Source organism: Nocardia sp. NPDC057272 (assembly GCF_042668615.1).
Lineage (GTDB): Bacteria > Actinomycetota > Actinomycetes > Mycobacteriales > Mycobacteriaceae > Nocardia.
In genome coordinates, this window is record NZ_JBHUYK010000003.1 from 52,433 (window position 1) to 76,123 (window position 23,691).

Annotated in this window: 24 protein-coding genes and 1 tRNA gene; 19 read left to right on the forward strand and 6 right to left on the reverse strand. The window is 68.1% G+C overall.

The genetic code is table 11. From position 1 onward, the window contains the following. The first annotated feature begins 29 nt into the window (after positions 1 to 29). From ACFULV_RS05535 to ACFULV_RS05550, 4 genes are read left to right on the forward strand one after another with little or no spacing between them, the layout of a single operon-like run. A complete protein-coding gene (locus ACFULV_RS05535; RefSeq protein WP_378653476.1) occupies positions 30 to 824 on the forward strand; it encodes a hypothetical protein in 795 nt (264 codons plus the stop codon). Then, positions 821 to 1,846 carry a DUF4129 domain-containing protein gene (locus tag ACFULV_RS05540; RefSeq protein ID WP_378653478.1) on the forward strand — a complete coding sequence of 342 codons (1,026 nt, stop codon included), beginning with the start codon at positions 821 to 823 and terminating at the stop codon, positions 1,844 to 1,846. Before ACFULV_RS05535 ends, ACFULV_RS05540 begins: the two co-directional genes overlap by 4 nt. Further along, positions 1,843 to 2,838, forward strand: a complete 996-nt coding sequence (locus ACFULV_RS05545) for an AAA family ATPase (RefSeq protein ID WP_378634537.1) — start codon at positions 1,843 to 1,845, stop codon at positions 2,836 to 2,838. Before ACFULV_RS05540 ends, ACFULV_RS05545 begins: the two co-directional genes overlap by 4 nt. A 4-nt stretch (positions 2,839 to 2,842) precedes the next feature. After that, the gene (locus ACFULV_RS05550) at positions 2,843 to 4,129 is read left to right on the forward strand and encodes a DUF58 domain-containing protein (RefSeq protein WP_378653481.1); all 1,287 of its coding nucleotides are present in this window, start codon (positions 2,843 to 2,845) and stop codon (positions 4,127 to 4,129) included. 179 nt (positions 4,130 to 4,308) lie between these two features. On the opposite strand, the gene ACFULV_RS05555 is transcribed toward ACFULV_RS05550, so the two are convergent. Then, complete coding sequence (locus tag ACFULV_RS05555) at positions 4,309 to 5,055, reverse strand: RDD family protein (RefSeq protein ID WP_378653484.1); 747 nt, start codon at positions 5,053 to 5,055, stop codon at positions 4,309 to 4,311. An 18-nt stretch (positions 5,056 to 5,073) separates the two neighbouring features. Here ACFULV_RS05555 and ACFULV_RS05560 point away from each other — a divergent pair, with 18 nt between their 5' ends. The 4 genes from ACFULV_RS05560 to ACFULV_RS05575 all read left to right on the forward strand — a co-directional run bounded on the left by ACFULV_RS05560 (position 5,074) and on the right by ACFULV_RS05575 (position 9,278). Beyond that, a complete protein-coding gene (locus ACFULV_RS05560; protein WP_378653486.1) occupies positions 5,074 to 6,108 on the forward strand; it encodes a stage II sporulation protein M in 1,035 nt (344 codons plus the stop codon). A gap of 1,115 nt (positions 6,109 to 7,223) precedes the next feature. Next, on the forward strand, positions 7,224 to 7,862 hold the full coding sequence (locus ACFULV_RS05565; protein WP_378653489.1) for a methyltransferase domain-containing protein: 639 nt from the start codon (positions 7,224 to 7,226) through the stop codon (positions 7,860 to 7,862). Between the two features lie 43 nt (positions 7,863 to 7,905). Further along, entirely contained in the window at positions 7,906 to 8,745 is an 840-nt protein-coding gene (locus ACFULV_RS05570; protein ID WP_378653492.1) for an alpha/beta fold hydrolase, read from the forward strand. Next, positions 8,742 to 9,278 (forward strand): TetR/AcrR family transcriptional regulator, encoded by a 537-nt coding sequence (locus ACFULV_RS05575; protein WP_378653494.1) that lies wholly within the window; start codon positions 8,742 to 8,744, stop codon positions 9,276 to 9,278. Before ACFULV_RS05570 ends, ACFULV_RS05575 begins: the two co-directional genes overlap by 4 nt. Positions 9,279 to 9,329: 51 nt before the next feature. Here ACFULV_RS05575 and ACFULV_RS05580 read toward each other — a convergent pair. Further along, a tRNA-Leu gene (locus ACFULV_RS05580) sits at positions 9,330 to 9,412 on the reverse strand. 219 nt (positions 9,413 to 9,631) lie between these two features. On the opposite strand from ACFULV_RS05580, the gene ACFULV_RS05585 reads away from it, so the two are divergent. The 8 genes from ACFULV_RS05585 (at position 9,632) to ACFULV_RS05620 (ending at position 20,069) form a co-directional block, all read left to right on the forward strand. Further along, positions 9,632 to 11,059 carry a DUF3662 and FHA domain-containing protein gene (locus ACFULV_RS05585; protein WP_378634555.1) on the forward strand — a complete coding sequence of 476 codons (1,428 nt, stop codon included), beginning with the start codon at positions 9,632 to 9,634 and terminating at the stop codon, positions 11,057 to 11,059. Between the two features lie 168 nt (positions 11,060 to 11,227). Further along, positions 11,228 to 11,704: an FHA domain-containing protein gene (locus ACFULV_RS05590; protein WP_062992366.1), complete on the forward strand. Its 477-nt coding sequence runs from the start codon at positions 11,228 to 11,230 to the stop codon at positions 11,702 to 11,704. Further along, positions 11,701 to 13,152: a PP2C family protein-serine/threonine phosphatase gene (locus tag ACFULV_RS05595; protein WP_378634558.1), complete on the forward strand. Its 1,452-nt coding sequence runs from the start codon at positions 11,701 to 11,703 to the stop codon at positions 13,150 to 13,152. The genes ACFULV_RS05590 and ACFULV_RS05595 overlap by 4 nt, the downstream gene beginning before the upstream one ends. Beyond that, a complete protein-coding gene (locus ACFULV_RS05600; RefSeq protein ID WP_378634561.1) occupies positions 13,152 to 14,624 on the forward strand; it encodes an FtsW/RodA/SpoVE family cell cycle protein in 1,473 nt (490 codons plus the stop codon). The genes ACFULV_RS05595 and ACFULV_RS05600 overlap by 1 nt, the downstream gene beginning before the upstream one ends. Then, positions 14,621 to 16,093 (forward strand): peptidoglycan D,D-transpeptidase FtsI family protein, encoded by a 1,473-nt coding sequence (locus ACFULV_RS05605; protein ID WP_378653497.1) that lies wholly within the window; start codon positions 14,621 to 14,623, stop codon positions 16,091 to 16,093. The genes ACFULV_RS05600 and ACFULV_RS05605 overlap by 4 nt, the downstream gene beginning before the upstream one ends. Positions 16,094 to 16,130: 37 nt before the next feature. Continuing rightward, on the forward strand, positions 16,131 to 17,657 hold the full coding sequence (locus tag ACFULV_RS05610) for a protein kinase (protein ID WP_378653500.1): 1,527 nt from the start codon (positions 16,131 to 16,133) through the stop codon (positions 17,655 to 17,657). Continuing rightward, on the forward strand, positions 17,654 to 19,549 hold the full coding sequence (gene pknB / locus ACFULV_RS05615; RefSeq protein WP_378653503.1) for a Stk1 family PASTA domain-containing Ser/Thr kinase: 1,896 nt from the start codon (positions 17,654 to 17,656) through the stop codon (positions 19,547 to 19,549). The genes ACFULV_RS05610 and pknB overlap by 4 nt, the downstream gene beginning before the upstream one ends. 100 nt (positions 19,550 to 19,649) lie before the next feature. Continuing rightward, positions 19,650 to 20,069, forward strand: coding sequence for a CBS domain-containing protein (locus ACFULV_RS05620; RefSeq protein WP_378634571.1), 420 nt, complete (start codon positions 19,650 to 19,652; stop codon positions 20,067 to 20,069). Position 20,070: 1 nt separating this feature from the next. Here ACFULV_RS05620 and ACFULV_RS05625 read toward each other — a convergent pair whose 3' ends face one another. From ACFULV_RS05625 to ACFULV_RS05635, 3 genes are all read right to left on the reverse strand, one after another. Then, complete coding sequence (locus tag ACFULV_RS05625) at positions 20,071 to 20,529, reverse strand: deaminase (RefSeq protein WP_378653506.1); 459 nt, start codon at positions 20,527 to 20,529, stop codon at positions 20,071 to 20,073. A gap of 144 nt (positions 20,530 to 20,673) precedes the next feature. Continuing rightward, positions 20,674 to 21,348, reverse strand: coding sequence for a RibD family protein (locus tag ACFULV_RS05630; protein ID WP_378653509.1), 675 nt, complete (start codon positions 21,346 to 21,348; stop codon positions 20,674 to 20,676). Positions 21,349 to 21,356: 8 nt separating this feature from the next. Further along, complete coding sequence (locus tag ACFULV_RS05635) at positions 21,357 to 22,019, reverse strand: aminodeoxychorismate/anthranilate synthase component II (RefSeq protein WP_378634577.1); 663 nt, start codon at positions 22,017 to 22,019, stop codon at positions 21,357 to 21,359. Between the two features lie 63 nt (positions 22,020 to 22,082). Here ACFULV_RS05635 and crgA point away from each other — a divergent pair, with 63 nt between their 5' ends. After that, complete coding sequence (gene crgA, locus ACFULV_RS05640; protein WP_378634580.1) at positions 22,083 to 22,346, forward strand: cell division protein CrgA; 264 nt, start codon at positions 22,083 to 22,085, stop codon at positions 22,344 to 22,346. Between the two features lie 84 nt (positions 22,347 to 22,430). Continuing rightward, positions 22,431 to 22,880 (forward strand): PH domain-containing protein, encoded by a 450-nt coding sequence (locus tag ACFULV_RS05645; protein WP_378653511.1) that lies wholly within the window; start codon positions 22,431 to 22,433, stop codon positions 22,878 to 22,880. A gap of 74 nt (positions 22,881 to 22,954) precedes the next feature. Here ACFULV_RS05645 and ACFULV_RS05650 read toward each other — a convergent pair whose 3' ends face one another. Next, positions 22,955 to 23,488 (reverse strand): peptidylprolyl isomerase, encoded by a 534-nt coding sequence (locus ACFULV_RS05650; protein ID WP_378634585.1) that lies wholly within the window; start codon positions 23,486 to 23,488, stop codon positions 22,955 to 22,957. 52 nt (positions 23,489 to 23,540) lie between these two features. Here ACFULV_RS05650 and ACFULV_RS05655 point away from each other — a divergent pair, with 52 nt between their 5' ends. After that, positions 23,541 to 23,690: a hypothetical protein gene (locus ACFULV_RS05655; protein WP_170112099.1), complete on the forward strand. Its 150-nt coding sequence runs from the start codon at positions 23,541 to 23,543 to the stop codon at positions 23,688 to 23,690. Position 23,691: the final 1 nt, after the last annotated feature.

Below are 23,691 nucleotides of genomic sequence, written 5' to 3' on the forward strand. Positions count from 1 at the left end.
CTGCGCCGGGGCCGCCAATACCGCCCACGGTGCCGATCCGCCCCCTGCGTTTCCGCGAATTGCTCGATGAGCCGTTCGCCCTGATCCAGGCCCATATCCGGACCTTCGCGGTGCTCGGCGGCAGTGCGCTCGTGCTCGGTGTGCTCGTCACGCTCGGGGTGACGGGGCTGGTATCCCACCTCACCGACGGCTCCGACGCGGGCACCGCGTGGGCGGCGATCCTGGCGACCGCGGCCTGCGTGTGGCTGGTTCGCCTGGTCCTGCGCGGCGCGACCATCGCGATCGCACTCGCCGACTTCCACGGGGTGCGCTACGGCGTGCTCGACGGGTTGCGGGCCGCGGGCAGGCAGGCGACGCCGCTGGTGCTCGCGCAGATCATGTTCACGCTCACCGGGATCGGAGTGCTGCTGCTCGGCAGCATTCTGGTGATCACCTATCCGCTCGCGCTGATCTGGCTTTCGTATGTACGGGCGCGGCGGTTCGTCACCGAGCCGGCGATCGTGGCCGAGCACGCGGGTTTCGGTGTGGGCGTTACCCGTTCGAAGGAGCTCGTGCAGGGTGCGGACTGGTCGACCGCGGGTCTGTGGCTCACCCAGCGGTGCATCTTCGCGGTCCTCGCGGTGCCCGCGTTCGGTATCCCGTTCTTCCTCTCCGACTTCTCCGGCACTCATCGCTGGGCTTTCATCACCCTGCTCGTCGGCGGGTTCGTTCTGGTGGTGACCGTGAGCGAGATCGTCGAGGCGACCAGCCGCGTGCTGTGCTACATCAGCCGGCGGTGTGTGCGCGAAGGCATGGACATTCGAATTCCCGGTGATCGCCGGTGACCGAATTTCCTGACGGCGTCCCACCGCAGCCCCGTCTCGGCGCCGCCGCCGAACATCGCGCCGCCGCCGAGAACGCCGCGGGCCGCCGCGATTACGACCGCGCGCTGCGCGAACGCTTCCGCGCCGTCCTGCGCGGCCTCGAACAGGACGGCAGCCTGCCGGTGCGCCGCTCGCGCACCGCGCAGGAGACCGCCGACGACGCGACCACGGCACTGCCGCTGGAACAGGCCACCGAATTACATCCGGCGGCACGGAGTTTCGACGAGGTCGTCTACGGCGGACGTAGCGCCACCGAGGACGAGTACCGTCGCCTCGAATACGCCGACCGGTACTCCCAGTCCGCACCACCCCCCGTTCTCGATCCGCTCGAGGTCGAGGTCGTCGAGCGAGAGCCCAAGCAGCGCAGGAAGCTTCCGCCCCTGCCCCCGATCCTGCGCAGCCCCCGCTTCTGGGCGGTGCTCGCGGCGGGACTCGCCATCGCCCTGCTTGTCTACGCCACCATGCAATCGTGCGGCGCCCCCAACGCACCCCACCCTCCCGATCTGCCCAACCCACCAGACCCGCCCGAGCCACCCCCTGATGACAACGACCTCGATTTCGGCAGTGGCAAGGACTCGATCTTCACCCGCCTGCCCGGCTGGCTGGCGTTCGGCGGCCTGCAGTTCCTGCTCGCCTTCGTGGCGCTGATCTGGTGGCGGGCGCGCAGGCGTGGCGCGCTGGTCGGCGAGCCGCGCCCGGTCGAGGTCGCCGCGAACGAGCTGCTCGCGGGGCAGGCGGGCCTGTATCGCCGCTCCGGCGACGTGGCCCATGTCGCCCAGGTCCTGCGCGCGGCGACACTGCGCCGGATCACGCCGCGGCTGGGTGGCGAACTCACCGGCGATCAACTCGTCGAAGCCGTGTCCAGCCGTCTCGGCGTACCCGGTCAGCAGATCGGCACTGTCCTGTTCGGCGATGTGCCGGACGAGACAACCCTCCATTACATTGCCGCACACCTCGAATGGATCGAGACGGAGCTCGGATGACAAATATTTCCAAGGACGCTGTGCTGCTCGAGACGCCGAGCGCGCAGGAGGCCGCGGCGGCACTGGCCGCACTGCGCACCGAGATCGGCAAGGCGGTGGTCGGCAACGACCAGGCCGTGCTGTACCTCGTGCTCGCCCTGCTGTGCCGCGGTCACGTGCTGCTCGAAGGTGTTCCCGGCGTGGCGAAGACGCTGCTGGTGCGCGCGCTGGCCACCTCGCTGGCGCTCGAGCACGCACGCGTGCAGTTCACCCCGGACCTGATGCCGGGCGATGTCACCGGATCCCAGATCTACGACCCGCATTCGGCCGAGTTCACCTTCCGCAAGGGTCCGGTCTTCACCAACCTGCTGCTGGCCGACGAGATCAACCGCACCCCACCGAAAACCCAGTCCTCACTGCTGGAATCGATGGAGGAGCGCCAGGTTTCGGTGGACGGTCAGCCGCGTCCACTGCCCGACCCGTTCGTGGTGGTCGCCACCCAGAACCCGATCGAGCAGGAGGGCACCTATCCGCTGCCCGAGGCGCAACTCGACCGGTTCCTGTTCAAGGTCGATATCCGGCTGCCCGACCGCGACGACGAGTTCCGCATCCTGCAACGCCACGCGAGCGGCTTCGATCCGCGCGACCTCGGCGCCGCCGGACTGCGCCCGGTCGCCGGACCCGAACACATCGCGGCCGCGCGCGCCGCGGTGGGCCAGGTGACGGTGAGTCCGGAGGTGCTGGCCTACATCGTCGATCTGTGCCGTGCCACCCGGTCCTCCCCCGCCGTCGCGCACGGCGCGTCCACCCGTGGCGCGACCGCGCTGCTGGCCGCCGCCCGCGCCTTCGCCTGGCTCAACGGCCGCGCGTACGTGACGCCCGACGACGTGAAAACCGTGGCGATGGCGGTACTTCGGCATCGCTTGCAGTTGCGGCCGGAGGCCGAGCTGGACGGGGTGAGCACCGAGGGCGTGCTCTCGTCGTTGCTGGTCTCGGTGCCGGTTCCGGTCTAGCGACGTGGTGGTCACAGGCCGGTTCGCGCTGCTCGCCACGGCTGCGGCGGCGGTGGTGATGTTCGTGGTGCCCACGTGGGCCGGCGTGCTCGGCGCCTGCGCGGTGCTGGTGGCGCTGCTGCTGACCGATATCGCGCTCACCGCGCGAGCGGATGCGCTGTCGCTGACCCGTGATCCGCTGACGGTGGTGCGGCTCGGTCGCGGGACCGAGGTGGAGCTGGCTGTCACCAATACCGGCACGGCCACGGTGCGCGGGATGCTGTGGGACGCCTGGCCCGACAGCGCGCGTGCGGACATCCGCGAACACCGTCTGGATCTGGCCCCGCACACCCGAATCCGCTTGCGCACCAGCCTGACTCCCACCTATCGCGGTGATCGGGTCGCGGGCCCGGTGACGGTGCGGCTGCTCGGACCGCTGGGGCTGGCCGGACGGCAGAGCCGGGTCGAGGTGCCTGCCAGGGTGCGCGCGCTGCCCGCGTTTCGCAGTGAGCGGCTGCTGCGTTCGAAGGTGAAGCGGCTGCATCATCTCGAGGGGCGCAATGTCGCCAATACGCGCGGGCAGGGCACCGAGTTCGATTCGTTCCGCGAGTACGTAGCGGGCGACGACGTGCGCAGCATCGACTGGCGGGCCACCGCGCGCGCGAACGACGTGCTGGTGCGGACGTGGCGGCCGGAACGCAACCGGCACATGCTGATGGTCCTGGACACCGGGCGGGCCAGTGCGGGCCGGGTCGGTGAGGGAACGCGGCTCGACAGTGCGATCGAAGCGGCGCTGCTGCTCGGTGGTCTGGCCGCCGCCGCGGGCGACACGGTCGACCTGCTGGCCTACGACCGCCGAGTCCGCGCGGAAGTGAGTGGCGTAGGCGGCAATCAGCTGCCTTTGAAACTTATGCACACCCTCGCCGGGGTTACTCCACAGCTCGTGGACACCGACACCGAGGGGCTGGTACGCACCGTGATCTCGCGGGTTCGGCGGCGGGCATTGATCGTGTGGTTCACCAGTCTCGACGGGCCGACCGTCACCGAGCACCTGTTGCCCGCGCTGCCGACGCTCACGCGGCGTCATCGGGTGCTGATCGTCTCCGTGATCGATCCCGACATCGCCGCCGCGGCGAGTGACAGTTCGCAGGTCTACATGGCGGCCGCCGCCGAAACTGTGCTGGCCGAACGCGCGCTCGTACAGGAATCGCTGCGGCGGCGCGGGGTGGCCGTGGTGGCCGCCGCACCCGATCGACTGCCCGAGGCGCTGGCCGACGAATACCTAGAGCTCAAGCAGTCCGGCTCGCTGTGATCGGTGGACATCGCGAATTGTGCACAACCGCACGTGGTTGTGGATAACCGCAGTTTCCACCGGTACTCACAGTTCATCCACCGACTCGCCAACAGATTCATCCACAGGCGGGTTTGTGCACAGGTGGGTTCCCGCGCACCCTGATTCGTGCACAGGCGATTCATCCACAGGCTGTTGAGCTAGACCCGTGAAAGCTGCTGTCGCCGAGCGAGAATCGCGCCGAGCACGTGAAAGGGCGGGTAGCCGACGGGCACCGGGCAGCGCAGTGCGGCGCACATGGCCTCGACGAGCTGCGTGCCCAGATAGTGCTGTGTGGGCGGCGTCAGCGTGGGCAGCCTGGTCAGATACCGCCGTGCCGCCGCAGCCAGTTCATCGGAGATCCCGCTCGGATCCAGCTGCGCCGACCAGCCTGTCAACCAGGGCGGGGCGACCGCCAGCGACGGCACCGGCATGGTCTGGCGGGTGTGCACAACGACCGTCCCGGCGAGCACGTCACCCACCCGTCTGCCCTCGCGCGAACACAGCGACGTGACGACCGCGACCGCACCGAACGCACCGAGCATCCAGAAATCCACAATCGCGCCCGCGAGGCCGCGGGTGAGCGCGTGCCGGAAGTCGATCGGCCCGGCGTCGGCGCGCACCACACGCAAGCCGAAGGCCAGCTTGCCCAGCGACCGGCCGCGCGAGACGGTTTCGCTGACCACCGGATAGGCGATCAGCACGGCCACCAGCGTGATGACCGCCGTCACCGAGAACCAGGCCGAGTCGGCATCGGTGGCCAACAGCACGAGCATCAAGACGTACTCCAGCGTCGCGGCGAGGGCGATCTGGAGCATCAGGTCGAGCAGAAAAGCGCCCGCACGGCTGGGGATGCGCGCGATGGGGAGGTCGAGCGCCACCGCTTCGCCGGTGGTGAATTCAGCCATGTGGCTAGCATTCCCGATATGGACACCGATGCCTACAGCTGGGCACGTCAACGGTCGTGGTATCGGCTCGATCAGCTGGTCCGCCAGCGCAAGCTGTCCGGCGCGGAGGCCGACGAGCTGGTCCGGTTGTACCGGTCCACCTCGCAGCAGCTGGCGAGATTGCAGGGGCACCACCCGGATCCGGAGCTCGTCGGCCGGCTGAGCGCGCTGCTGGCGCGGGCCCGTGGGCGGGTACTGGCGGCGCGGTCGCAGCCGTGGCGCGAAGTCGGCCGGTTCTTCACCCGGCACTTTCCCGCGGCTGTGTACAGAGCCTGGCCGTGGTGGTTGGGGACAACTGCGATCTTCCTCGGCGTCGCGGGCGTGATCGGGGTGCTTGTGGATCGTTCGGCGGCGGCCCGCGACGCGCTGGGGATACCGGAGGGCGACCTGTCGGATGTCACCGGACCTGGGGGTTCGTTCGAGTCGTACTACTCCGCGCACCCCAACGAGGCCTTCGCCGCGAAGGTGTGGACACACAATTCGCTGGTCTCGGCGATCGCGTTGTTCACCGGTGTCCTGATCCTCCCGGCTGTGTACGCACTGTTCATGAATGCGCTGAATCTGGGGATAACCGGTGGATTGATGGCCGAGGCGGGGCGGCTGGATTCGTTCTTCGGCTTCATCCTGCCGCACGGCACGCTGGAGCTCACCGCGCTGTTCGTCGCGGGCGGGGTGGGGTTGAAGCTCGGGTGGACGCTGGTCGACCCGGGCCGGCGCAGCAGGGCGGCCGCGATGGCCAGGCAGGGGCGTGCGACCGCGACCGTGGCCCTCGGGCTGGTGGGCGTGCTGCTGGTATGCGGCCTGCTCGAGGGTTTCGTGACGCCGAGTCCGCTGCCGGCGCCCGTCCGGATCGCGCTGGGGTTCGCGGCCGAGGCGCTGTTCCTCTACTACGTCTTCGGGATCGGCAGGCGGGTGGCCGAGGAACAGGATGCCGCGGCGGCGGCGCCGGTCGCGGCGGCGGATCCGGCCGATCGGTGGCTGATGGCGCCGGCGAAGGCCGTTGACCGGGCATGAGTTCGCAACTGTGCGTGCATTTGTGAGGCCGACAACTCCGAGCACACCGCGCCGGGACAGCACCGGACAATCGGCAGCTACGGAAGGTTAAGAGACGGTGACGAACTCCCCCATTTGAGTTCCGCTGGCCGCAGCGAGTCGGGCTCGAACTGCGGCCAGCGTTACCGTCAACTGTACACAATCGTTATGCCCACGCAACCCCCAACGCGCAGGTCCGGGGTAGGAATTGTGAACCTGCAAAGCCCTGTGGACGCACCGATTTTCACACCTTCAGCAAACTCCTGGCGCGACCCTCACCGAGCAGTCGGCGACACCGAGAATTCACCCCGAGCAAACCTTCGATAACGAATCACGCACCCTCAACAGAGCCCGCTCGCGAATGCCGGGCAAGGTTGCTTCGGATCACACTGAGGCCAAGACATAGCTGTCACCTGGGGTTTCGGCAACGGAATTACGGTTGCCGCCTACTTGAAACGTGAAAAGAAACCTCAGGTTTGTTAACTACGTTGCAAACGAGATGCGCGCCCAGCAATCACGGTGAAACACCGAATTCATCGCCTCTAACTGGACGAACGACTGGTTGCGAACGGTCCGCCGAACGGACAGAAATCGGCAGAAGAACATCCGGAATACAAGGTTGCACGCGCAGTGTGACCTTCGCCTCACCTGCGAGAATCGGGAGTATCCGACGGTGCGAGCGGGCATGTGTGTCTCGGCAGGGGCAGCAGCGATACCGGCAGGCCACGGTGGTCATCGGGCTGCCGAAACAGACGCGAGGTCGGGTTCAGCGCGCGAGACGGGCGCAGCCGATTCGGACGACCTCGGTGACGGTTCCTGCCGAGCGCGCTGCGCCGGGTGATGAGCGCGGCCCTCCCCAGCGGGTCCTCGGCGATCGCGCCCGGCAGCGGAGTCGAGGTGCGAACGGCGCGGGTCGAGGGGCCGAGAACGGCAGAATCGAATCCGTCGAGGGGGGTTGTCGGATCGGCCCCGACACGCCGCAGGGTCGTCGACGGCCAGCCGATCCCCGTTGCCGAGAGAGGTGTAGGCCCCGCCGAGCAGGCTGCCCCTCGGTCGACGGCCGACGGCGGCGCGAAGATGCCACCTACGATGACGAAATGACCGGGGTCAAAGATCGCCTGCTCACGACAATCGCCGGGCAGCTCGGCAATCCGCACGGTGTGCTCGGCAAGGGCGTGGCGTTCGTCCTCAACCGCGGGAACAAGCGTGCCATCGCGGCGGCGGTCGATGCCGCGGCGCCGCCCACCGGAGCGACGGTCGCCGATATCGGCTTCGGTGGCGGGGTGGGACTGGAGTTGCTGCTCGCTCGCGTCGGTGCCGAGGGCACGGTGCACGGCATCGAGCCCTCCCCCGACATGCTCACCCGCGCCCGTGGCCGTTTCGCGGTGGAGGTCGCGGAGGGCCGCCTCCTCCTCGCCGACGGCACGCTCACCGCGCTCCCACTGCCCGACGCGAGCCTGCACGCGGCGATCACCGTCAACACCATCTACTTCCTCGACGATCTCCCGGTCGCCTGCACCGAACTCGCCCGAGTCCTGCGTCAAGGCGGTACCGCGGTGATCGGCATCGGAGATCCGGACGCGATGGCCAAAATGCCCTTCACCCCTTATGGATTCACCTTGCGCCCGGTTGCCGATGTGGTGGCGGCACTGAGCTCCGCGGGACTGACGGTGGACCAGCGCACCTTGCCGAATCCGCCGATCCCCCACCACCTGCTGATCGCCCGCAAGGCCTGACCCAAGCCTTGACCGACCGGTCGGTCATAGCTACCGTCGGTCCATGACACCGTTCACCGTCACCACGCGGTACGGCGAGATCGCGGTCCACCTGAGCGGATGCTCGCCCGATGACGCACCGGGACTGCTTCTGCTGCACGCGAATCCGGGTGACCATCGCGATTTCGATCAGATCGTGCCGGCGCTGGACAAGACATGGGCCGTCGCCGCTGTCGACTGGCCCGGCTACGGCGCGTCCACGGTCACCGACCCGGACGCCGTCACCGTCGACGCGCTCGGCGACATCGCCGTGCGAGTGTCGACATCGTTGGCGCAGATCGGTTTCGGTTCACTCACCGTGATCGGCAACAGTGTCGGCGGGTACGCCGCGGTGCGGTTGGCCGAGCGCGCACCGGACCTGGTGCGCGGGCTGGTCCTGGTGCAGTCGGCCGGATTCGCACCGCTGAATCCGTTGACCAGAGCCATGTTCGGGCTGATCGCCTGCCCGTCGGTGGCCCGGCGGTTCGTCGTCCCGCACGCGCGGCTCTATCTTGGCTCGCCGCGCAACGAGGGTGTTCGCCCCCTCTTCGAGCGGGCACGCGAGGTATCCGGTGATCCGATCCGGCTCGCCGTGTATCGCAGTCTCTGGCGGAGCCTGGACGACCCGCGCGTTTACCTGCCCGCCGCGGCACCACTGCTGCCCGGGCTACCCGTCCAGGTCGTCTGGGGCCGCGACGACCCGACCAATCCCTGGCTGATGAACCGGCGCGGCATCGCCCGCGCCCTGCCCGGCGCGCCGGTCGCCGTCCTGCCCACGCGACACGAACCGTTCGCACAGGCGCCCGGGTTGTTCCTCGACGCCGTGCGCGAGTTCCTCACCGCCCGTGCTGGAATGCGGCAATGAGATCCGCCGAACCCGGGCGCCGCGCCCTCCTGAACGCGGGCAGGCAGCTACTGGCCACCGAGAATCTGAGCAAGCTCTCGGTCAACGCGATCGCGGCCGAGGCCAAGATGGCCAAGGGCAGCTTCTACCAGCACTGGCCGAGCCGCGAGTCCTACATACTCGCCCTGCACCGTGCCTTCCACGACGATCTCGACGATCAGGTCAGCGCGGCGACCGCCGACCTTGCGCCCGGCGAAGGACGGCTCGCGGCCGGGATCGCCGCCTACCTCGACGGCTGTCTGGCCGCCCCCGCGACGAAGGGCCTATTAGTACAGGCCAGAACCGATGCCGGCCTGGCCACCGAGGTGAGCGCCCGCAATTCCGCCGCCGCGGGCCTGCTCGCCACGGACCTCACGGCGATGGGCTGGTCCGACGCCGCGCCCGTCGCCGTCCTGTTGGTAGCGGCGATAGCCGAAACCGCCCTGCTCGAGCTGGACGCACAGTCGCCCCGGCCGGATCTGCGCGCGGCCCTGCTTCGCATCGCCCGTCACTGACCCCGGAAACGACCGAAGGCCCGATCCGGAAGGATCGAGCCTTTAGTCTTGTGGGCGAAGGGGGACTTGAACCCCCACGTCCTTACGGACACTGGCACCTGAAGCCAGCGCGTCTGCCATTCCGCCACTCGCCCGAGCGACTGGAAAAATCTAACATGCCCCGCGGGGGAAAATAAAATCGATTCCCTGACCTGCGGCGATGCCGATTGAAAGGGCGCGGGAACTGGGTCACGCCGCCGGGAGTTACCCAGGTAGAGGATCGTGGATATCATGCAAGGAACGTGGTCGGGTCCGGACACGCCGTAACCAGCGTGTCGAGGAGGGCGGACACGCGCACCGAAGGGAGGGCTGTGATGGGCATCGTGTCGAGATTCGAACGTCGCTTGCAGGGCGCTGTCGGTGACGTGTTCGCGAGGGTGTTCGGCGGCAGTGTGGTTCCCCAGGAGGTGGAGGCCGCGCTGCAGCAGGAAGCCGCAGATCAGATCCAGGATCTGGAGGGCGGGCACCGTCTCGCGCCGAACAGTTACGTGATCACGATCAACGAAACCGATCACGGCAAGCTCGACGCCGATCACGACCTGACAACCAAAGCGTTCGCCAAACATCTGCAGGATTACATCCGCGAGCAGGGCTGGCAGACCTACGGCGAAGTACACGTGGCGTTCGAGGCATCACCTACGCTGCACACCGGAATGTTCAGAGCGAGCGGCCGCGTCGACCCCGACGCCGGTCGCGGGACGGCCCCACCTCGCCCCGGACCGCCACAACGACCCGCACACCCGCAACCAGGAGCTGGCCCCATGACGCATAACTCAGGCTACGAGCCAAGCCGAGAGCCCGCGGAGTCCGATCCACGCAACCGCGGGTACGCACCGCCGCCCGCCGGCGCACCAGGGGCTTCCTACCCGGCCGACGATTACGGCCGCGGTGGCGGCTACGGCGCGCCCGAGGCGCAGCCCGGATACGGCGACGCGTACGGCCAGCAGGGTGGCGAATACCAGAACGGCTACGACCCCGCCGCGCCCGCACAGCAGGGCTACGGCCAGCAGGGTGGCTACGGCGCCGCGCCCGCGTACGGCGAGCCCGGTTACGACCAGCAGGGCGGCTACGGCCAGCAGGCCTACAGCCAGCAGGGCGGCTACGGCGCGCAGGGCGGCCAGGCCGGTTACGCCGAGCCCGGTTACGACCAGCAGGGCGGCTACGGCCAGCAGGGCTACGCCGAACCCCAGCAGCAGGGCTACGGCCAGCAGGGTGGGTACGGCCAGCAGGGCTACGCCGACCCGGGCTACGACCAGCAGGGCGGCTACGGCCAGCAGGGCTACGCCGAACCCCAGCAGCAGGGCTACGGCCAGCAGGGATACGGCGCGCAGCCCGGTTACGCCGAGCCCGCCTACGGCCAGGAGGAGCAGGGCGGCTACGCCCAGCCCGCCGCCGGCTACGGCCAGCAGGGCTACGGCCAGCCGCAAGGTGCGGGCTACGGCGCCGCCCAGTCGAGCTACTCGGCCACCCTCCAGCTCGACGACGGCAGCGGCCGCACCTACGCGCTGCGCGAGGGTTCCAACATCATCGGCCGCGGCCAGGACGCCCATTTCCGGCTACCCGACACGGGGGTGTCGCGTCGCCATATCGAGGTGCGCTGGGACGGCCAGACGGCCATGCTCTCCGACCTGGGTTCCACCAACGGAACCCTCGTCAACGGTTCCCCCGTGCAGGATTGGCAGCTCGCCGATGGCGACGTGATCCGGGCCGGACATTCCGAGATCCTGATCCGGATCGTCTGATCCCGTAAGCTGCGCGGTGCACGTCACGAGTCGACGCTGTCGGCTCTATGATGCTGCCATTACACGCACGGTCCCGACCTCGGGGCCCGCAAGCCAGCACGCTGGTGGGGGTGGTTCGCCCCGCACCTGCCGTACCGACGTACCCGGGCGAACAGGAGGTGGAACGCCGTGCAGGGATTGATCCTGCAATTGACCCGCGCGGGGTTCCTGCTGCTGCTCTGGTTGTTCGTCTGGGCCGTTCTGCGGACCTTGCGCAGCGATATCTACGCGGCATCCGGCATACGGATACAGCCGAGGGCAACCCGCGGAAATCGCGGATCCATCGGTCTGCCCTCCTTCAGCCGAAGCCAGAAGGGCGCCAAGTATCTAGTGGTGACTCATGGTTCACTCGCCGGCACTCGAATCACCCTCGGCACGCAACCGGTTCTCATCGGACGCGCCGACGATTCCACGCTGGTACTCACCGACGACTACGCCTCGACCAGGCACGCGCGACTGTCTCAGCGTGGTGACGACTGGTACGTGGAAGACCTCGGTTCCACCAACGGCACATATCTCGACCGCGCGAAAGTCACCACCGCCGTCCGTGTTCCGCTCGGCACTCCTGTGCGAGTCGGCAAAACAGTGATCGAGCTGCGATCGTGACACTTGTTCTGCGCTACACCGCGCGAAGCGACCGCGGACTCGTCCGGGGCAACAACGAAGATTCGGTCTACGCGGGCGCACGCCTGCTAGCGCTGGCCGACGGCATGGGTGGGCACGCCGCCGGAGAAGTGGCCTCCCAGTTGATGATCGCCGCGCTGGCGCATCTCGACGACGACGAGCCGGGCGACGACATCCTCGGCAAGCTCGACCACGCCACGCATTCCGGCAACGCCGCCATCGCCGACCACGTCGAGGCCGAACCCGAACTCGACGGCATGGGCACCACGCTCACCGCCATCCTGTTCGCGGGCCGCAAACTCGGCCTTGTTCACATCGGCGACTCGCGTGCCTACATGCTGCGCGACGGCGAACTCGCCCAGATCACCCGCGACGACACCTTCGTGCAGTCGCTGGTCGACGAGGGCCGGATCACCGCCGAACAGGCGCACACCCATCCACAGCGTTCGCTGATCATGCGTGCCCTCACCGGCAACGAGATCGAGCCGACGCTGATCATGCGCGAAGCCCGCGCCGGTGATCGTTATCTGCTGTGCTCCGACGGACTTTCGGACGTGGTGAGTGACGAGACCATCGGCAACACCATGCGCGAGGGCAACACCGACGAGTGCGCCGACCGGCTCATCGAACTGGCGCTGCGCAGTGGTGGGCCCGACAATGTGACCGTTGTCGTCGCCGATGTGATCGACCTCGACTACGGCCAGAGCCACCCGATTCTCGCGGGCGCCGCCTCCACCGAGGAGGAGGAAGACTCCCCGCCGCCGAACACCGCGGCTGGGCGTGCCGCCGCGATGCGTCCGCCGCGGGCGCAACCGCGCCGGGCTGCCGCCGCACCGCCGCCGCCGGAGACGAAGTCGCACAAGCTGCGCTGGCTGCTGCTGTCGCTGGCGTTGATCGCCGCGGTGGCCGTCGGACTCGTGGTGGGCTACAAGATGATTCGCAGCAACTACTACGTGGGCGCCGACAACGACAAGGTGGTCGTGATGCGCGGCCTGCCCGGTTCGATCCTCGGCTACTCGATCCACGATGTGGAGCTGACGGGCTGTGTGAACAGCAAGAGCGAGCTCACTCTGGTCGAGGTCGGCAAGTCCGCGCCGAGTGGGTGCAAGCCGCTGCTGGTCAGTGACCTGAAGCAGACCGGACGCGACCAGGTGCAGAAGGGCCTGCCGCCGGATTCGCTGGACAAGGCGCGCGGCAGCATGAAGGTGCTGGCGCAGAACGAGCTCCTGCCGCCGTGCCCGAAGAAGGAATCGGTACCGCAGCCCGGCGTGCTTCCGCCCGAGCAGACCCCGGTGATCCCCGGCGGCGCACCGACTCCCGGCCCCGACCAGCCCGCGACACCGACCACGACCGCGCCTGCCCCGACCACCACCACCGTCCCCCCGACAACCCCGCAGATCTCAGGGGAGAACTGCCGGGTGACGGACTGATGTCCGCACCGCCACCGCCGTCGGCTGGGGCGTTCCCCAGTCCCCCTGGTGGATTCGCGCCGGCGCCGCCGCCGTCGACGCGACGCAACCAGGAGTTGCTGCTGCTGGCGGGCGCGGCGGGCATCACCACGGTGTCGTTGTTCATCGTCGAGGCGAGCCAGGAACAGTCGATCACCACCGACATCGCCAAGTACGGGGTGGCTTTCCTCGCGCTGTTCGGGATCGCGCATCTCGCGGTGCGCCGGTTCGCGCCGTTCGCGGACCCGCTCCTACTACCGATTGTGGCGCTGCTCAACGGATTGGGGCTGGTGCTGATCCACCGGCTCGATCTCGCCGAAGCGCAGAAGGCGGCATACGACGCGACATCGGTCCCCTCCCCCGACGCCAACCAGCAGATCATGTGGACCGGCCTCGGCATCGTGGTGTTCATCAGCCTGCTCATCGTCTTGCGGGACTACCGCACGCTGGCGCGCTACACCTACACACTAGGCCTGGTAGGCCTGGTCGCGCTGGCGATTCCGGCACTGTTGCCGAGCCGGTTCTCCGAAGTGAACGGCGCCAAGATCTGGATCCGGCTGCCCGGATTCAGCATGCAGCCGGGCGAATTCGCGAAGATCCTGCTGATCATCTTCTTCGCGGGCGTACTGGTGGCCAAGCGTGACCTGTTCACCGCGGCGGGCAAGCACTTCCTCGGCATGGAATGGCCGCGACCGCGCGATATGGGCCCGATCCTGATCGTGTGGATCGTCTGCATCGGCGTGCTCGTGCTCGAAAAAGACCTCGGCACTTCGCTGCTCATCTTCGGCACGGTGCTGGTGATGATCTACATCGCCACCGAACGGGTGGGCTGGCTGATCATCGGTGGCGGCCTGCTCGCGCTCGGATTCGTGTTCGCCTACGAACTGTTCGGGCACGTGCGCGTGCGCGTGGACACCTGGCTGCACCCGTTCGACGACTACCACAACACCGGGTACCAGATCTCGCAGTCGATGTTCGGCTTCGCCACCGGCGGACTCGCCGGCACCGGCCTCGGCAGCGGACGGCCCCAGCAGGTGCCCTTCGCCAAGACCGACTTCATCGTCACCACCATCGGCGAGGAACTCGGCCTGATCGGGCTCACCGCGGTACTGATGCTGTTCCTGATCTTCATCGTCCGCGGGTTGCGCACCGCGCTGGCCGTGCGTGACAGCTTCGGCAAGCTGCTCGCGGCGGGCCTGTCGTTCACCATCGCGATCCAGATCTTCGTGGTCGTCGGCGGCGTCACCAAACTGATTCCACTCACCGGTCTGACCACGCCGTTCATCTCCTACGGCGGTTCATCGCTGCTGGCGAACTACGCGCTGCTCGGGCTGTTGATCAAGATCTCCGATGCGGCCCGCGCACCGGCACCGGCCCGTAAGCGCGCGCCCGCCCCGATCGCGGACGCGGCCACCGAACTGGTCCGCAGGCCGGAAAGCAGGGTGAGCGAATGAACACACCTCTGCGTCGCGTCGCCGTCGCCGTGATGGTGATGGTGGTGGCGTTGCTCGTGAACGCGACCTACCTGCAGGTGGTCAAGGCCGACGACCTGCGCAGCGATCCGCGCAACTCGCGGGTGCTGCTCGACGAGTACTCGCGCCAGCGCGGTCAGATCTCCGCGGGCGGCACCGTGCTCGCCGGCTCCGTCGCGACCGACGACCGGTACAAGTACCTGCGCGAATACCCCTCCGACCCCTCGGCGTACGCGCCGGTCACCGGCTTCTACTCGATGCAGTACGGCAAGACCGGGCTCGAATTGGCCGAGGATCCGCTGCTCTCGGGCAACGACTCGAGCCTGTTCGGCCGCCGGCTCATCGACATGTTCTCCGGGCGCGATCCGCGCGGCGCGAACGTGCTCACCACGCTGAATCCGATGATGCAGCAGGTCGCCTACGAACAGATGACGTCGAAGGGCTACACCGGCGCCGTGGTGGCGATCGAGCCGAGCACCGGCAAGATCTTGACCATGGTCTCCACGCCCAGCTACGACCCCAACGAGCTGTCAGGCCACGACGGCGCGGCGGGTCGCGCCGCCTGGGAACGACTGAGCACCGATCCGAGTCAGCCGATGCTCAATCGCGCCGTCTCGCAAACCTATCCGCCGGGGTCGACGTTCAAGACCGTCGTCACCGCGGCCGCACTGTCCAACGGCGTCGCCGGTCCGAACGACCAGTTCACCGCAGCGCCCAACATCACCCTGCCCGGAACCAGCACCACGCTGGAGAACTACAACGGCAGCACCTGCGGCGACCAGGCGACGGCCAGCCTGTACGAGGCGTTCCGGCGCTCGTGCAACACCGCGTTCGTCGAACTCGGCGTCAAGGTCGGCGCGGCCAAGCTCAAGGACGAGGCTGCCGCGTTCGGTATCGGAGTCGAGGATCCGCCCGGTGTGCCGATCCCGGTCGCCGAATCGACCGTCGGCCCGATCCCGGACAACGCCGCGCTCGGCCAGTCGAGCATCGGCCAGCGCGATGTGTCGGTGACACCGCTCAATGTCGCGGTGATCGCCGCGACCATCGCCAACGGCGGCACCAGGATGCAGCCGTATCTGGTCGATCAGACCCAAGCGCCCGATCTGTCGGAGCTCAGCAAGACCAAGCCGGTCAGCGTCGGGCAGGCGGTGAGCCCCCAGGTAGCGTCGACCCTGACGGATCTGATGGTCGCTTCGGAAGCCAATACCGCGGGCGGTGGACGGTCGCCGTACCAGATCGCGTCCAAGACCGGAACCGCCGAACACGGCAGTAATCCCCGTAACACCCCGCCACACGCCTGGTATATGGCCTTCGCGCCCGCGCAGAACCCGAAGATCGCCATCGCGGTGATCGTCGAGAACGGCGGCGATCGGGCGCTGGCGGCCACCGGAGGTTCGGTAGCCGCGCCGATCGCCAGGTCGGTACTGGACGCGGGCCTGGCAGGGGGCTGAACGAAATGAGTGTGCGAGTGACAACACGGGGGCCCCGATGCTGAACAACGGCGCCATGATCGCCGACCGCTACCGCCTGCAGCGGCTCATCGCCACGGGCGGTATGGGTCAGGTGTGGGAAGCGATGGACACCCGGCTCGATCGCCGGGTGGCGGTCAAGGTCCTCAAGACCGAGTTCTCCGCCGACCCGACCTTCCGTGCGCGGTTCCGCGTCGAGGCGCGCACCACCGCGCAGCTCAACGCGCCCGGGATCGCGGGCATCTACGACTACGGCGAGACCACCGACCCGTCGGGCGGCGAGACCGCCTACCTGGTGATGGAGCTCGTGCAGGGCGAACCGCTCAACGCGGTGCTCAACCGGATGGGCAGGCTCTCGGTCGTCCAGGGTCTCGACATGCTCGAGCAGACCGGGCGCGCGCTCGAGGTCGCCCACGCGGCCGGGGTGGTGCACCGTGACGTGAAGCCGGGCAACATCCTGGTGACGCCGACCGGGCAGGTGAAGATCACCGACTTCGGCATCGCCAAGGCGGTCGACGCCTCGCCGGTGACCAAGACCGGCATGGTGATGGGCACCGCCCAGTACATCGCGCCCGAACAGGCCGTCGGCGAGGACGCCACCGCGGCGTCGGACGTCTACTCCCTCGGCATCGTCGGCTACGAAGCACTGGCCGGCGTCCGCCCGTTCACCGGTGAGGGCGCGATCACCGTCGCGATGAAGCACGTGCGCGACGCACCGCCGCCGATGCCCGACGACCTGCCCGCGAACGTGCACGAACTGATCGCCATCACCATGGCCAAGGACCCGCTGCAGCGCTACAGCAGCGGCGGCGAGTTCGCTGATGCCGTGGCCGCGGTGCGTGCCGGGCACATGCCGCCGATCCCCGGTGGCGCCACCGGTCCGTCGATGACCGGGGCCACCCGGGTACTTCCGCCCGGCCCGACCGTGGTGCTCCCCGCCGCCGCGGCAGCCGCGGCCGCGGCGGACTACGACGGCGCGACCATGCGCTTCGGCCATCAGCCCGGCGGCCCGGTCGGTCCGCCCACCGGCGGTTACAGCGGTCCGGCCACCCAGGCTTCCGCACCCGCGCCGGTCCCCGCGAGCAACGCCAAGAACAACCAGAAGTGGCTGATCGCGCTCGGTGTCGGCGCGCTGCTGCTCGGCGGCGGTGTGCTGTGGCTGCTGTTCGGCGGTGAACCGAACCGGGATTCGGGGACCACGACCACCACCGTGCAGACCACCAAACCGCTGCCGCCGCCGGTGACCACCACCCGGCCGGTCCCGCCGCCGCCGGTGACCACCGAGGAGCCGCCGACCACGACGGTCCCTCCGACGACCACCGAGCCGCCGACGACGACCACCGAGCCGACGACGACCACGACGGTGCCGCCGACCACCACGACCAAGACCAAGCCGACGACCACGCCGAAGCCGACCAAACCGGAGCCGACCACCACGGCGCCGGCCGCGGGCACCACCACCGTCGGTCGTCCCCGGCTGCCCACCTTCGACCTGCCGTTCCCCGATGGCGACACGGCGGTAGGCCCGACCATAGGACAACCATGACGACCCCGAAGAATCTCTCCTCGCGGTACGAGCTGGGCGAGATCATCGGGTTCGGCGGCATGTCGGAGGTGCACCGCGCCCGCGACGTGCGGCTGTCCCGTGACGTGGCGATCAAGGTACTGCGAGCGGATCTGGCCCGCGATCCCACGTTCTACCTGCGGTTCAAGCGCGAAGCCCAGAACGCGGCCGCGCTGAACCACCCGGCCATCGTGGCCGTGTACGACACCGGCGAAGCCACCGTCGACGGCGGGCCGCTGCCCTACATCGTCATGGAATACGTCGAGGGCGACACCCTGCGCGACATCGTGCGCGGCAAGGGACCGCTCGCGCCGCGCAAGGCGATGGAAGTCGTGGCCGACGTGTGCGCCGCGCTCGACTTCAGCCATAAAGCCGGGATCGTGCACCGCGATATGAAGCCGGCCAACATCATGATCAACCGCGCCGGTGCGGTGAAGGTGATGGACTTCGGTATCGCGCGCGCGATCGCCGACAGCGCCAACCCGATGACCCAGACCGCCGCGGTGATCGGCACCGCCCAGTACCTCTCGCCCGAACAGGCGCGCGGCGAGACCGTCGACGCGCGCTCGGACGTGTACTCGGTGGGCTGCGTGCTCTTCGAGATCCTCACCGGGCAGCCGCCGTTCACCGGTGACTCGCCGGTCGCGGTCGCCTATCAGCATGTGAAGGAAGATCCGCCGCTACCGTCGTCGGTCAATCCCGGTGTGCCGCGTGAGCTCGATTCGGTGATCCTCAAGGCGATGGCCAAGAACCCGGCCAACCGCTACCAGACGGCAGCGGAGATGCGGGCCGACCTGATCCGGGTGCTCGGCGGGCAGAAGCCCAGCGCGCCCATGGTGATGAACGAGGAAGACCGCACCGATTACGACGACGAGCCGGGGCCGCGGAGTTTCCACGACCGCCGCGACGACACCTCCGAACACCCCGTGGTCGGGCCCGACGGCGAGGAACGTAACCGCACCGGGCTGATCGCGCTCGGTGTCGCGGCCGCGCTGGCTGTGGCGTTCGGGCTGTTCTGGGTACTGGTCGGTCCTGGTAGCCGGGCCGATCAGGTCGCCGTCCCCGATCTGTCGGGCAAGCCCGCGCAGCAGGCGCAGACCGCACTGCAGCAGGCCGGTTTCTATGTGGCCGTGCAGGAGAAGCCGGACGGCAAGGTCGCGCCGGGCAATGTGATCGCGACCCAGCCGCTCGGTGGTTCGCGCATCGACGAGGGCAGCACCGTGACGCTGCAGATCTCGACCGGGCCGACGCAGGTGCAGTTGCCGCGACTGATCGGCATGAGTCAGGCCGACGCCGAACGGCAGCTGAATTCGCTCGGTCTGCAACTCGATCCGAATGTGGCCCGCAAGCCGTCGAGTACGGCAGACACCGACAAGGTGATCGCGCAGGAACCGAGTGCTGGTGTGCGGGTCGACATCGATCAGCCGATCATCATCACCATCGGCGGCGGGCCGGAAGAGGTCCGAGTGCCCTCCGTGGTTGGCCAGGACATCTCCGTCGCCCAGCCGAATCTGGTGGATTCCGCCGGTTTCAAGGTCGAGATCCAGGAAATGAAATCCTCGCTGCCGAAGGGCCAGGTGCTCGCCACGAACCCGGCAGGCGGCAGCAACGCGGAGAAGGGCTCGACCATCACGGTCCATGTCTCCGCCGGTGACCGGATCACCGTCCCCGATCTCACCGGGCTCACGCCGGTGCAGGCGCAGGAAACGTTGCGCGGGCTCGGGTGGACCGGTCAGCTCAGCCAGACCACGGTGATCACGCTCGACGGCAATGCCTCGGGCAAGGTCGTCGGGCAGAATCCGGCGGCCGGTTCGGCAGTGACGATCAACGGCAATGTGGTGCTGCACGTGGGAGCGTCGCCGATTCCGCGATGAGGTCTCGATTGGATGGCGAACACGTCCGCCGCGTCCGCGCGGGCGCAGAATGAGGCTGCTTTCATCCCATCCAGCGTTGCTGACGAGGAGGTAGCCCCCTATGACGACAGCCAGGGACATCATGAAGCCCGGTGCGCAGTGGATCACCCGTGGTGACACCGTGACGACCGCGGCGACGGCGATGGCCGATCTCGGGGTCGGATCGATCGTCGTCGCCGATGACGACGAGCGCATGTGCGGCATCATCACCGACCGCGACATCGTGGTGAAGTGCGTCGCGCTCGGACTGTCACCTGATCTGACGACAGCGGCGGAACTCTGCGAGTCGACGCCGCGGTGGGTCAGCGCGGACGCCGATGTGGAAGACGTGCTCGACCAGATGGAATCGCACCGGGTGAAGCGGATGCCGGTGATCGAGAACAAGCGCCTGGTCGGGATGATCAGCGAGGCCGATCTGGCTCGGCACCTCGACGACAATCAGCTCGGCGAATTCGTGACCGCCATCTACGGGCGGCCCTGAGCTAACTCAGGTCGAGGTGGGTGTTCATCGACTTGGCTTCCGCGGCCAGGTCGGTGAGCTCCACCACGCGCACGCCATGGGTGCGGAGTTTGTCCACACCCTCGCAGGCGGCGACGAACAGGCTCGGCTCGCGCCAGGCGATCACCACCGTGGGGATGCCGGCGGCCAGGATGCGATCGGTGCACGGCAGCCGGGTCGCGGTGGCGCGGGTGGAGCACGGCTCGAGGGTGCTGTAGATCGTGGCCCTGGTCAGGCGGGGGTCGTCGGGGTCGAGCTTGTTGAGCGCGGACTCCTCGGCATGCACCTTCTCGTCGGTTTCGCGGGAGAAGCCGGTCGAGATCTCCACCCCGTCGGCGACGATCACGGCGCCGACCGAATAGGCCGTCTCGCTGGGCGGACAGTTCCTGGCGAGCTCTATAGCCCTGTGCATGAACCGGTGGTCGGTGTCGTCGTGGCTCATGTCGTTTCCCTGTGGTCGGCGAGTTATCCACAACTCTCGCGTGATGTGGAATCGGTCATGTTCAGGTGTGGAGCAAAGTTGTCCGCGAACTGTGGACAGCTGAATTTTCCCAGGTCGATGCAGTGATTCTGTTCGCGGTATCAGTTAGTTGCGGGGCTGTGAATCGGAGCTGACCAGGTAGTTCAGCACAGCGACATCCCCAAGTTGTTCCACACCCGCCAGGTGCAACCTGCGACCCGCCCCGCCGGGGAACTGCGCCGGTCCGACGAAGCGCGGCGCCGCCGGATCGCCGACCAGGATCGGCGCGATCGCCAGGCGGATCTCGTCGACCAGATCGGCCGCGAGGAAGCCGGTGTGCATGCCGGTACCCCCTTCGACCATCAGCCTGTGGATACCTCGCGCGCCGAGGTCGGCGACGAGGGCCGGGAGCGCGAGTCGCTCGCCGAGGCTGACCACCTCGGCGAGTCCGTCGAGCCGGTCGCCCAGCCTCCTGAGGCCCGCATCGGAGGTGTAGACGAGTTTGCCGCCGCCGGTGTGCCAGAAGCGCAGCCCCGGATCGAGATCACCGGACTCGGTGACGGTCACCTTCACCGGGAACTCCGGTTCACCCGCCGCCACCCGAGCGGCCCGGCGCTCGGCGCTGTTCACCAGCAGGCGGGGATTGTCGGTGCGCAGAGTATGCGCACCGATCAGGATCGCGTCGGACTCCGCGCGGATCTGGTCGACCCGATCGAAGTCCGCGGAGTTCGACAGCAGCAGGCGCTGCGCGCTCGCGTCATCGATATAGCCGTCCAGACTCGCCGCCACCGACAACCGCACCCACGGCCTCACTGGGTGACCAGCGCGGCGACCTCCGCCTCGAGCGCGGAGACGAGTGTCTCGGACGGACGCTCGCCGCAGACCTCCAGCCAGTTGGCGAGCATCCGGTGGCCACCCTGGGTGAGCACGGACTCGGGGTGGAACTGCACGCCGTGGATGGGCAGCGTGCGGTGGCGCATCGCCATCACGATGCCGCTCTCCGTGTGGCCGACCACCACCAGCTCCTCGGGAATGGTTTCCGGGAGAACCGTCAGCGAGTGGTAGCGGGTGGCGGTGAACGGGTCGGGCAGGCCGGCCAACACGCCGGACCCGAGATGGAAGACTTCGCTGGTCTTGCCGTGCAGCAGTTCGGGCGCCCGGTCGACGGTGCCGCCGAACGCCTCGCCGATCGCCTGGTGCCCGAGGCACACGCCGAGCAGCGGCTTGTTGTGCCGGGCGGCCGCGTGCACGAGCGGAATGCTCGCGCCCGCGCGGTCGGGGCTGCCCGGCCCGGGGCTCACCAACACGCCGTCGAACGCTCCACCTTCGTTCCCGACGGTGAGGAGGGTGTCCAGATCGTCGAGGCGGGGGTCATCATTGCGCCAGACCACGACGTCGGCACCAAGCTGGCCGAGGTACTGCACCAGGTTGAACACGAAGCTGTCGTAGTTGTCGACGACCAATACACGCATGCGTCGAGGGTACGGGAGTTGCGATAGCCTAGGAGTTACCTGTACTCCGAATTCGAGGACGTCATGCCCAAGTCCAAGGTCCGCAAGAAGGCCGACTACACCCCGAGCCCCGCCAGCCGCACGCCGGTGAAGGTGAAAGCGGGGCCGTCGCCGGTCTGGTACGTCGCGATCATGCTGGGCTTCATGCTCGCCGGCTTGGTGTGGCTGATCGTCTACTACCTGGCGCAGGACCACATCGGCTTCATGCTCGATCTGGGCGCCTGGAACTTCCTGATCGGGTTCGGCCTGATGGTCATCGGCCTGGTCATGACCATGCGATGGCGCTGATCGCAGCGGATTACACCGGTGTTATTCATGCACACCTGTGGATAACCCTGTGCACAACTCGAGGATAGAGGGGCGAACAACCGCGTGAGCGATGCACAACCCGTCTCGTGGTCCACCCCTGTCGCAGGTCTGCTCGCCATCAGCGGTGGCGGAATCCTGCTGGCCGTGCTGGCGATCCTCGCCCAGGACGGGCCGAGCAGGCTGCTCATCGGCGTCGCCGCGGCCGCTGTGCTGGCGATGTCCACGCTCGGTATCCGGCAGCGCCCTCGGCTCACCATGGTTCCCGGCCCCGCGCCGCGCCTGGTGGTCGGCACGCTCACCGGCCCGAAGGACTACCCACTCGACCGGATCGACCGGATCCGGATGGTCTCCTACCGCCGCATCGGCCGCAAATCCTCGATGCTCGAGGTCGACGTGCGCCACGAGGACACCGAGCGATTGCTGATCTTCGGCCGCTGGGACCTCGGCACCAATCCCCACGACGTGTACGACGCTCTGGTCGTCAACGGCTTCGCCTCGGTGACTTCTGACTGACGTTGTTTCACGTGAAGCAAAGAGAACTCCCCGCCGCGACGGTCCGCGGCGGGGAGTTCTGTGTGTGGCCTTGATCAGTCGATCGTCACAGCCGAGATGATGACCGGCTCGTCGGGGCGATCATTGCGATCGGTCTTCACCGAGGCGATAGCGTCGACGACCTTGCGCGAATCGGGGTCGACCACCTCGCCGAAGATCGAATGCTTGCGGTTGAGGTGCGGCTGCGCGCCGACGGTGATGAAGAACTGCGAACCGTTGGTCTCGGTACCCGCGCCCGCATTCGCCATCGCGAGCAGATAGCCGCGGTCGAAGCGCAGATCCGGGTGGAACTCGTCGGCGAACTCGAAGCCCGGCCCACCACGGCCGGTGCCTGTCGGATCGCCGCCCTGGATCATGAACCCCGGAATGATCCGGTGAAAGACGGCGCCGTCGTAGAACGGGCCACTTTCCGTCCCACCGGCATTGACGGTGGAGTACGGCGCGGTGCCGTCGGCGAGACCGACGAAGTTGCGCACCGTCTTCGGGGCGTGGTTGCCGAAGAGCGCGATCCTGATATCGCCGTGGTTGGTGTGCAGAGTTGCCACGGCCGTCTGGTTGGGTGAGGTCACGCAGTTATGGTGCCACGCGACACGTCGAATCTGTTTGTGCCACAGTGGTCGAATGAAGCTTCGTAATCCGCTGCTCGCGTCGATCGCGCTCGCCGGGGCGGGTGCCCTGGCCTACCTGGCCCGCGCCAAGCGTCCACAACTGCCGGAACCGGCCGCCGAGCCGCCGCGTCTGGGGTATTCCCGCAACGGCTCGGCGCACTAGT

What these genes read in the sequence shown, in the direction of transcription:
- crgA (WP_378634580.1), top strand. Translation starts at nt 22,083, where the DNA reads ATGCCCAAGTCCAAGGTCCGCAAGAAGGCCGACTACACCCCGAGCCCC.
- ACFULV_RS05620 (WP_378634571.1), top strand. Translation starts at nt 19,650, where the DNA reads ATGACGACAGCCAGGGACATCATGAAGCCCGGTGCGCAGTGGATCACC.
- ACFULV_RS05600 (WP_378634561.1), top strand. Translation starts at nt 13,152, where the DNA reads ATGTCCGCACCGCCACCGCCGTCGGCTGGGGCGTTCCCCAGTCCCCCT.
- ACFULV_RS05545 (WP_378634537.1), top strand. Translation starts at nt 1,843, where the DNA reads ATGACAAATATTTCCAAGGACGCTGTGCTGCTCGAGACGCCGAGCGCG.
- ACFULV_RS05610 (WP_378653500.1), top strand. Translation starts at nt 16,131, where the DNA reads ATGCTGAACAACGGCGCCATGATCGCCGACCGCTACCGCCTGCAGCGG.
- ACFULV_RS05635 (WP_378634577.1), bottom strand. Translation starts at nt 22,019, where the DNA reads ATGCGTGTATTGGTCGTCGACAACTACGACAGCTTCGTGTTCAACCTG.
- ACFULV_RS05605 (WP_378653497.1), top strand. Translation starts at nt 14,621, where the DNA reads ATGAACACACCTCTGCGTCGCGTCGCCGTCGCCGTGATGGTGATGGTG.
- ACFULV_RS05565 (WP_378653489.1), top strand. Translation starts at nt 7,224, where the DNA reads ATGACCGGGGTCAAAGATCGCCTGCTCACGACAATCGCCGGGCAGCTC.
- ACFULV_RS05560 (WP_378653486.1), top strand. Translation starts at nt 5,074, where the DNA reads ATGGACACCGATGCCTACAGCTGGGCACGTCAACGGTCGTGGTATCGG.
- ACFULV_RS05575 (WP_378653494.1), top strand. Translation starts at nt 8,742, where the DNA reads ATGAGATCCGCCGAACCCGGGCGCCGCGCCCTCCTGAACGCGGGCAGG.
- ACFULV_RS05625 (WP_378653506.1), bottom strand. Translation starts at nt 20,529, where the DNA reads ATGAGCCACGACGACACCGACCACCGGTTCATGCACAGGGCTATAGAG.
- ACFULV_RS05655 (WP_170112099.1), top strand. Translation starts at nt 23,541, where the DNA reads ATGAAGCTTCGTAATCCGCTGCTCGCGTCGATCGCGCTCGCCGGGGCG.
- ACFULV_RS05555 (WP_378653484.1), bottom strand. Translation starts at nt 5,055, where the DNA reads ATGGCTGAATTCACCACCGGCGAAGCGGTGGCGCTCGACCTCCCCATC.
- ACFULV_RS05585 (WP_378634555.1), top strand. Translation starts at nt 9,632, where the DNA reads ATGGGCATCGTGTCGAGATTCGAACGTCGCTTGCAGGGCGCTGTCGGT.
- ACFULV_RS05570 (WP_378653492.1), top strand. Translation starts at nt 7,906, where the DNA reads ATGACACCGTTCACCGTCACCACGCGGTACGGCGAGATCGCGGTCCAC.
- pknB (WP_378653503.1), top strand. Translation starts at nt 17,654, where the DNA reads ATGACGACCCCGAAGAATCTCTCCTCGCGGTACGAGCTGGGCGAGATC.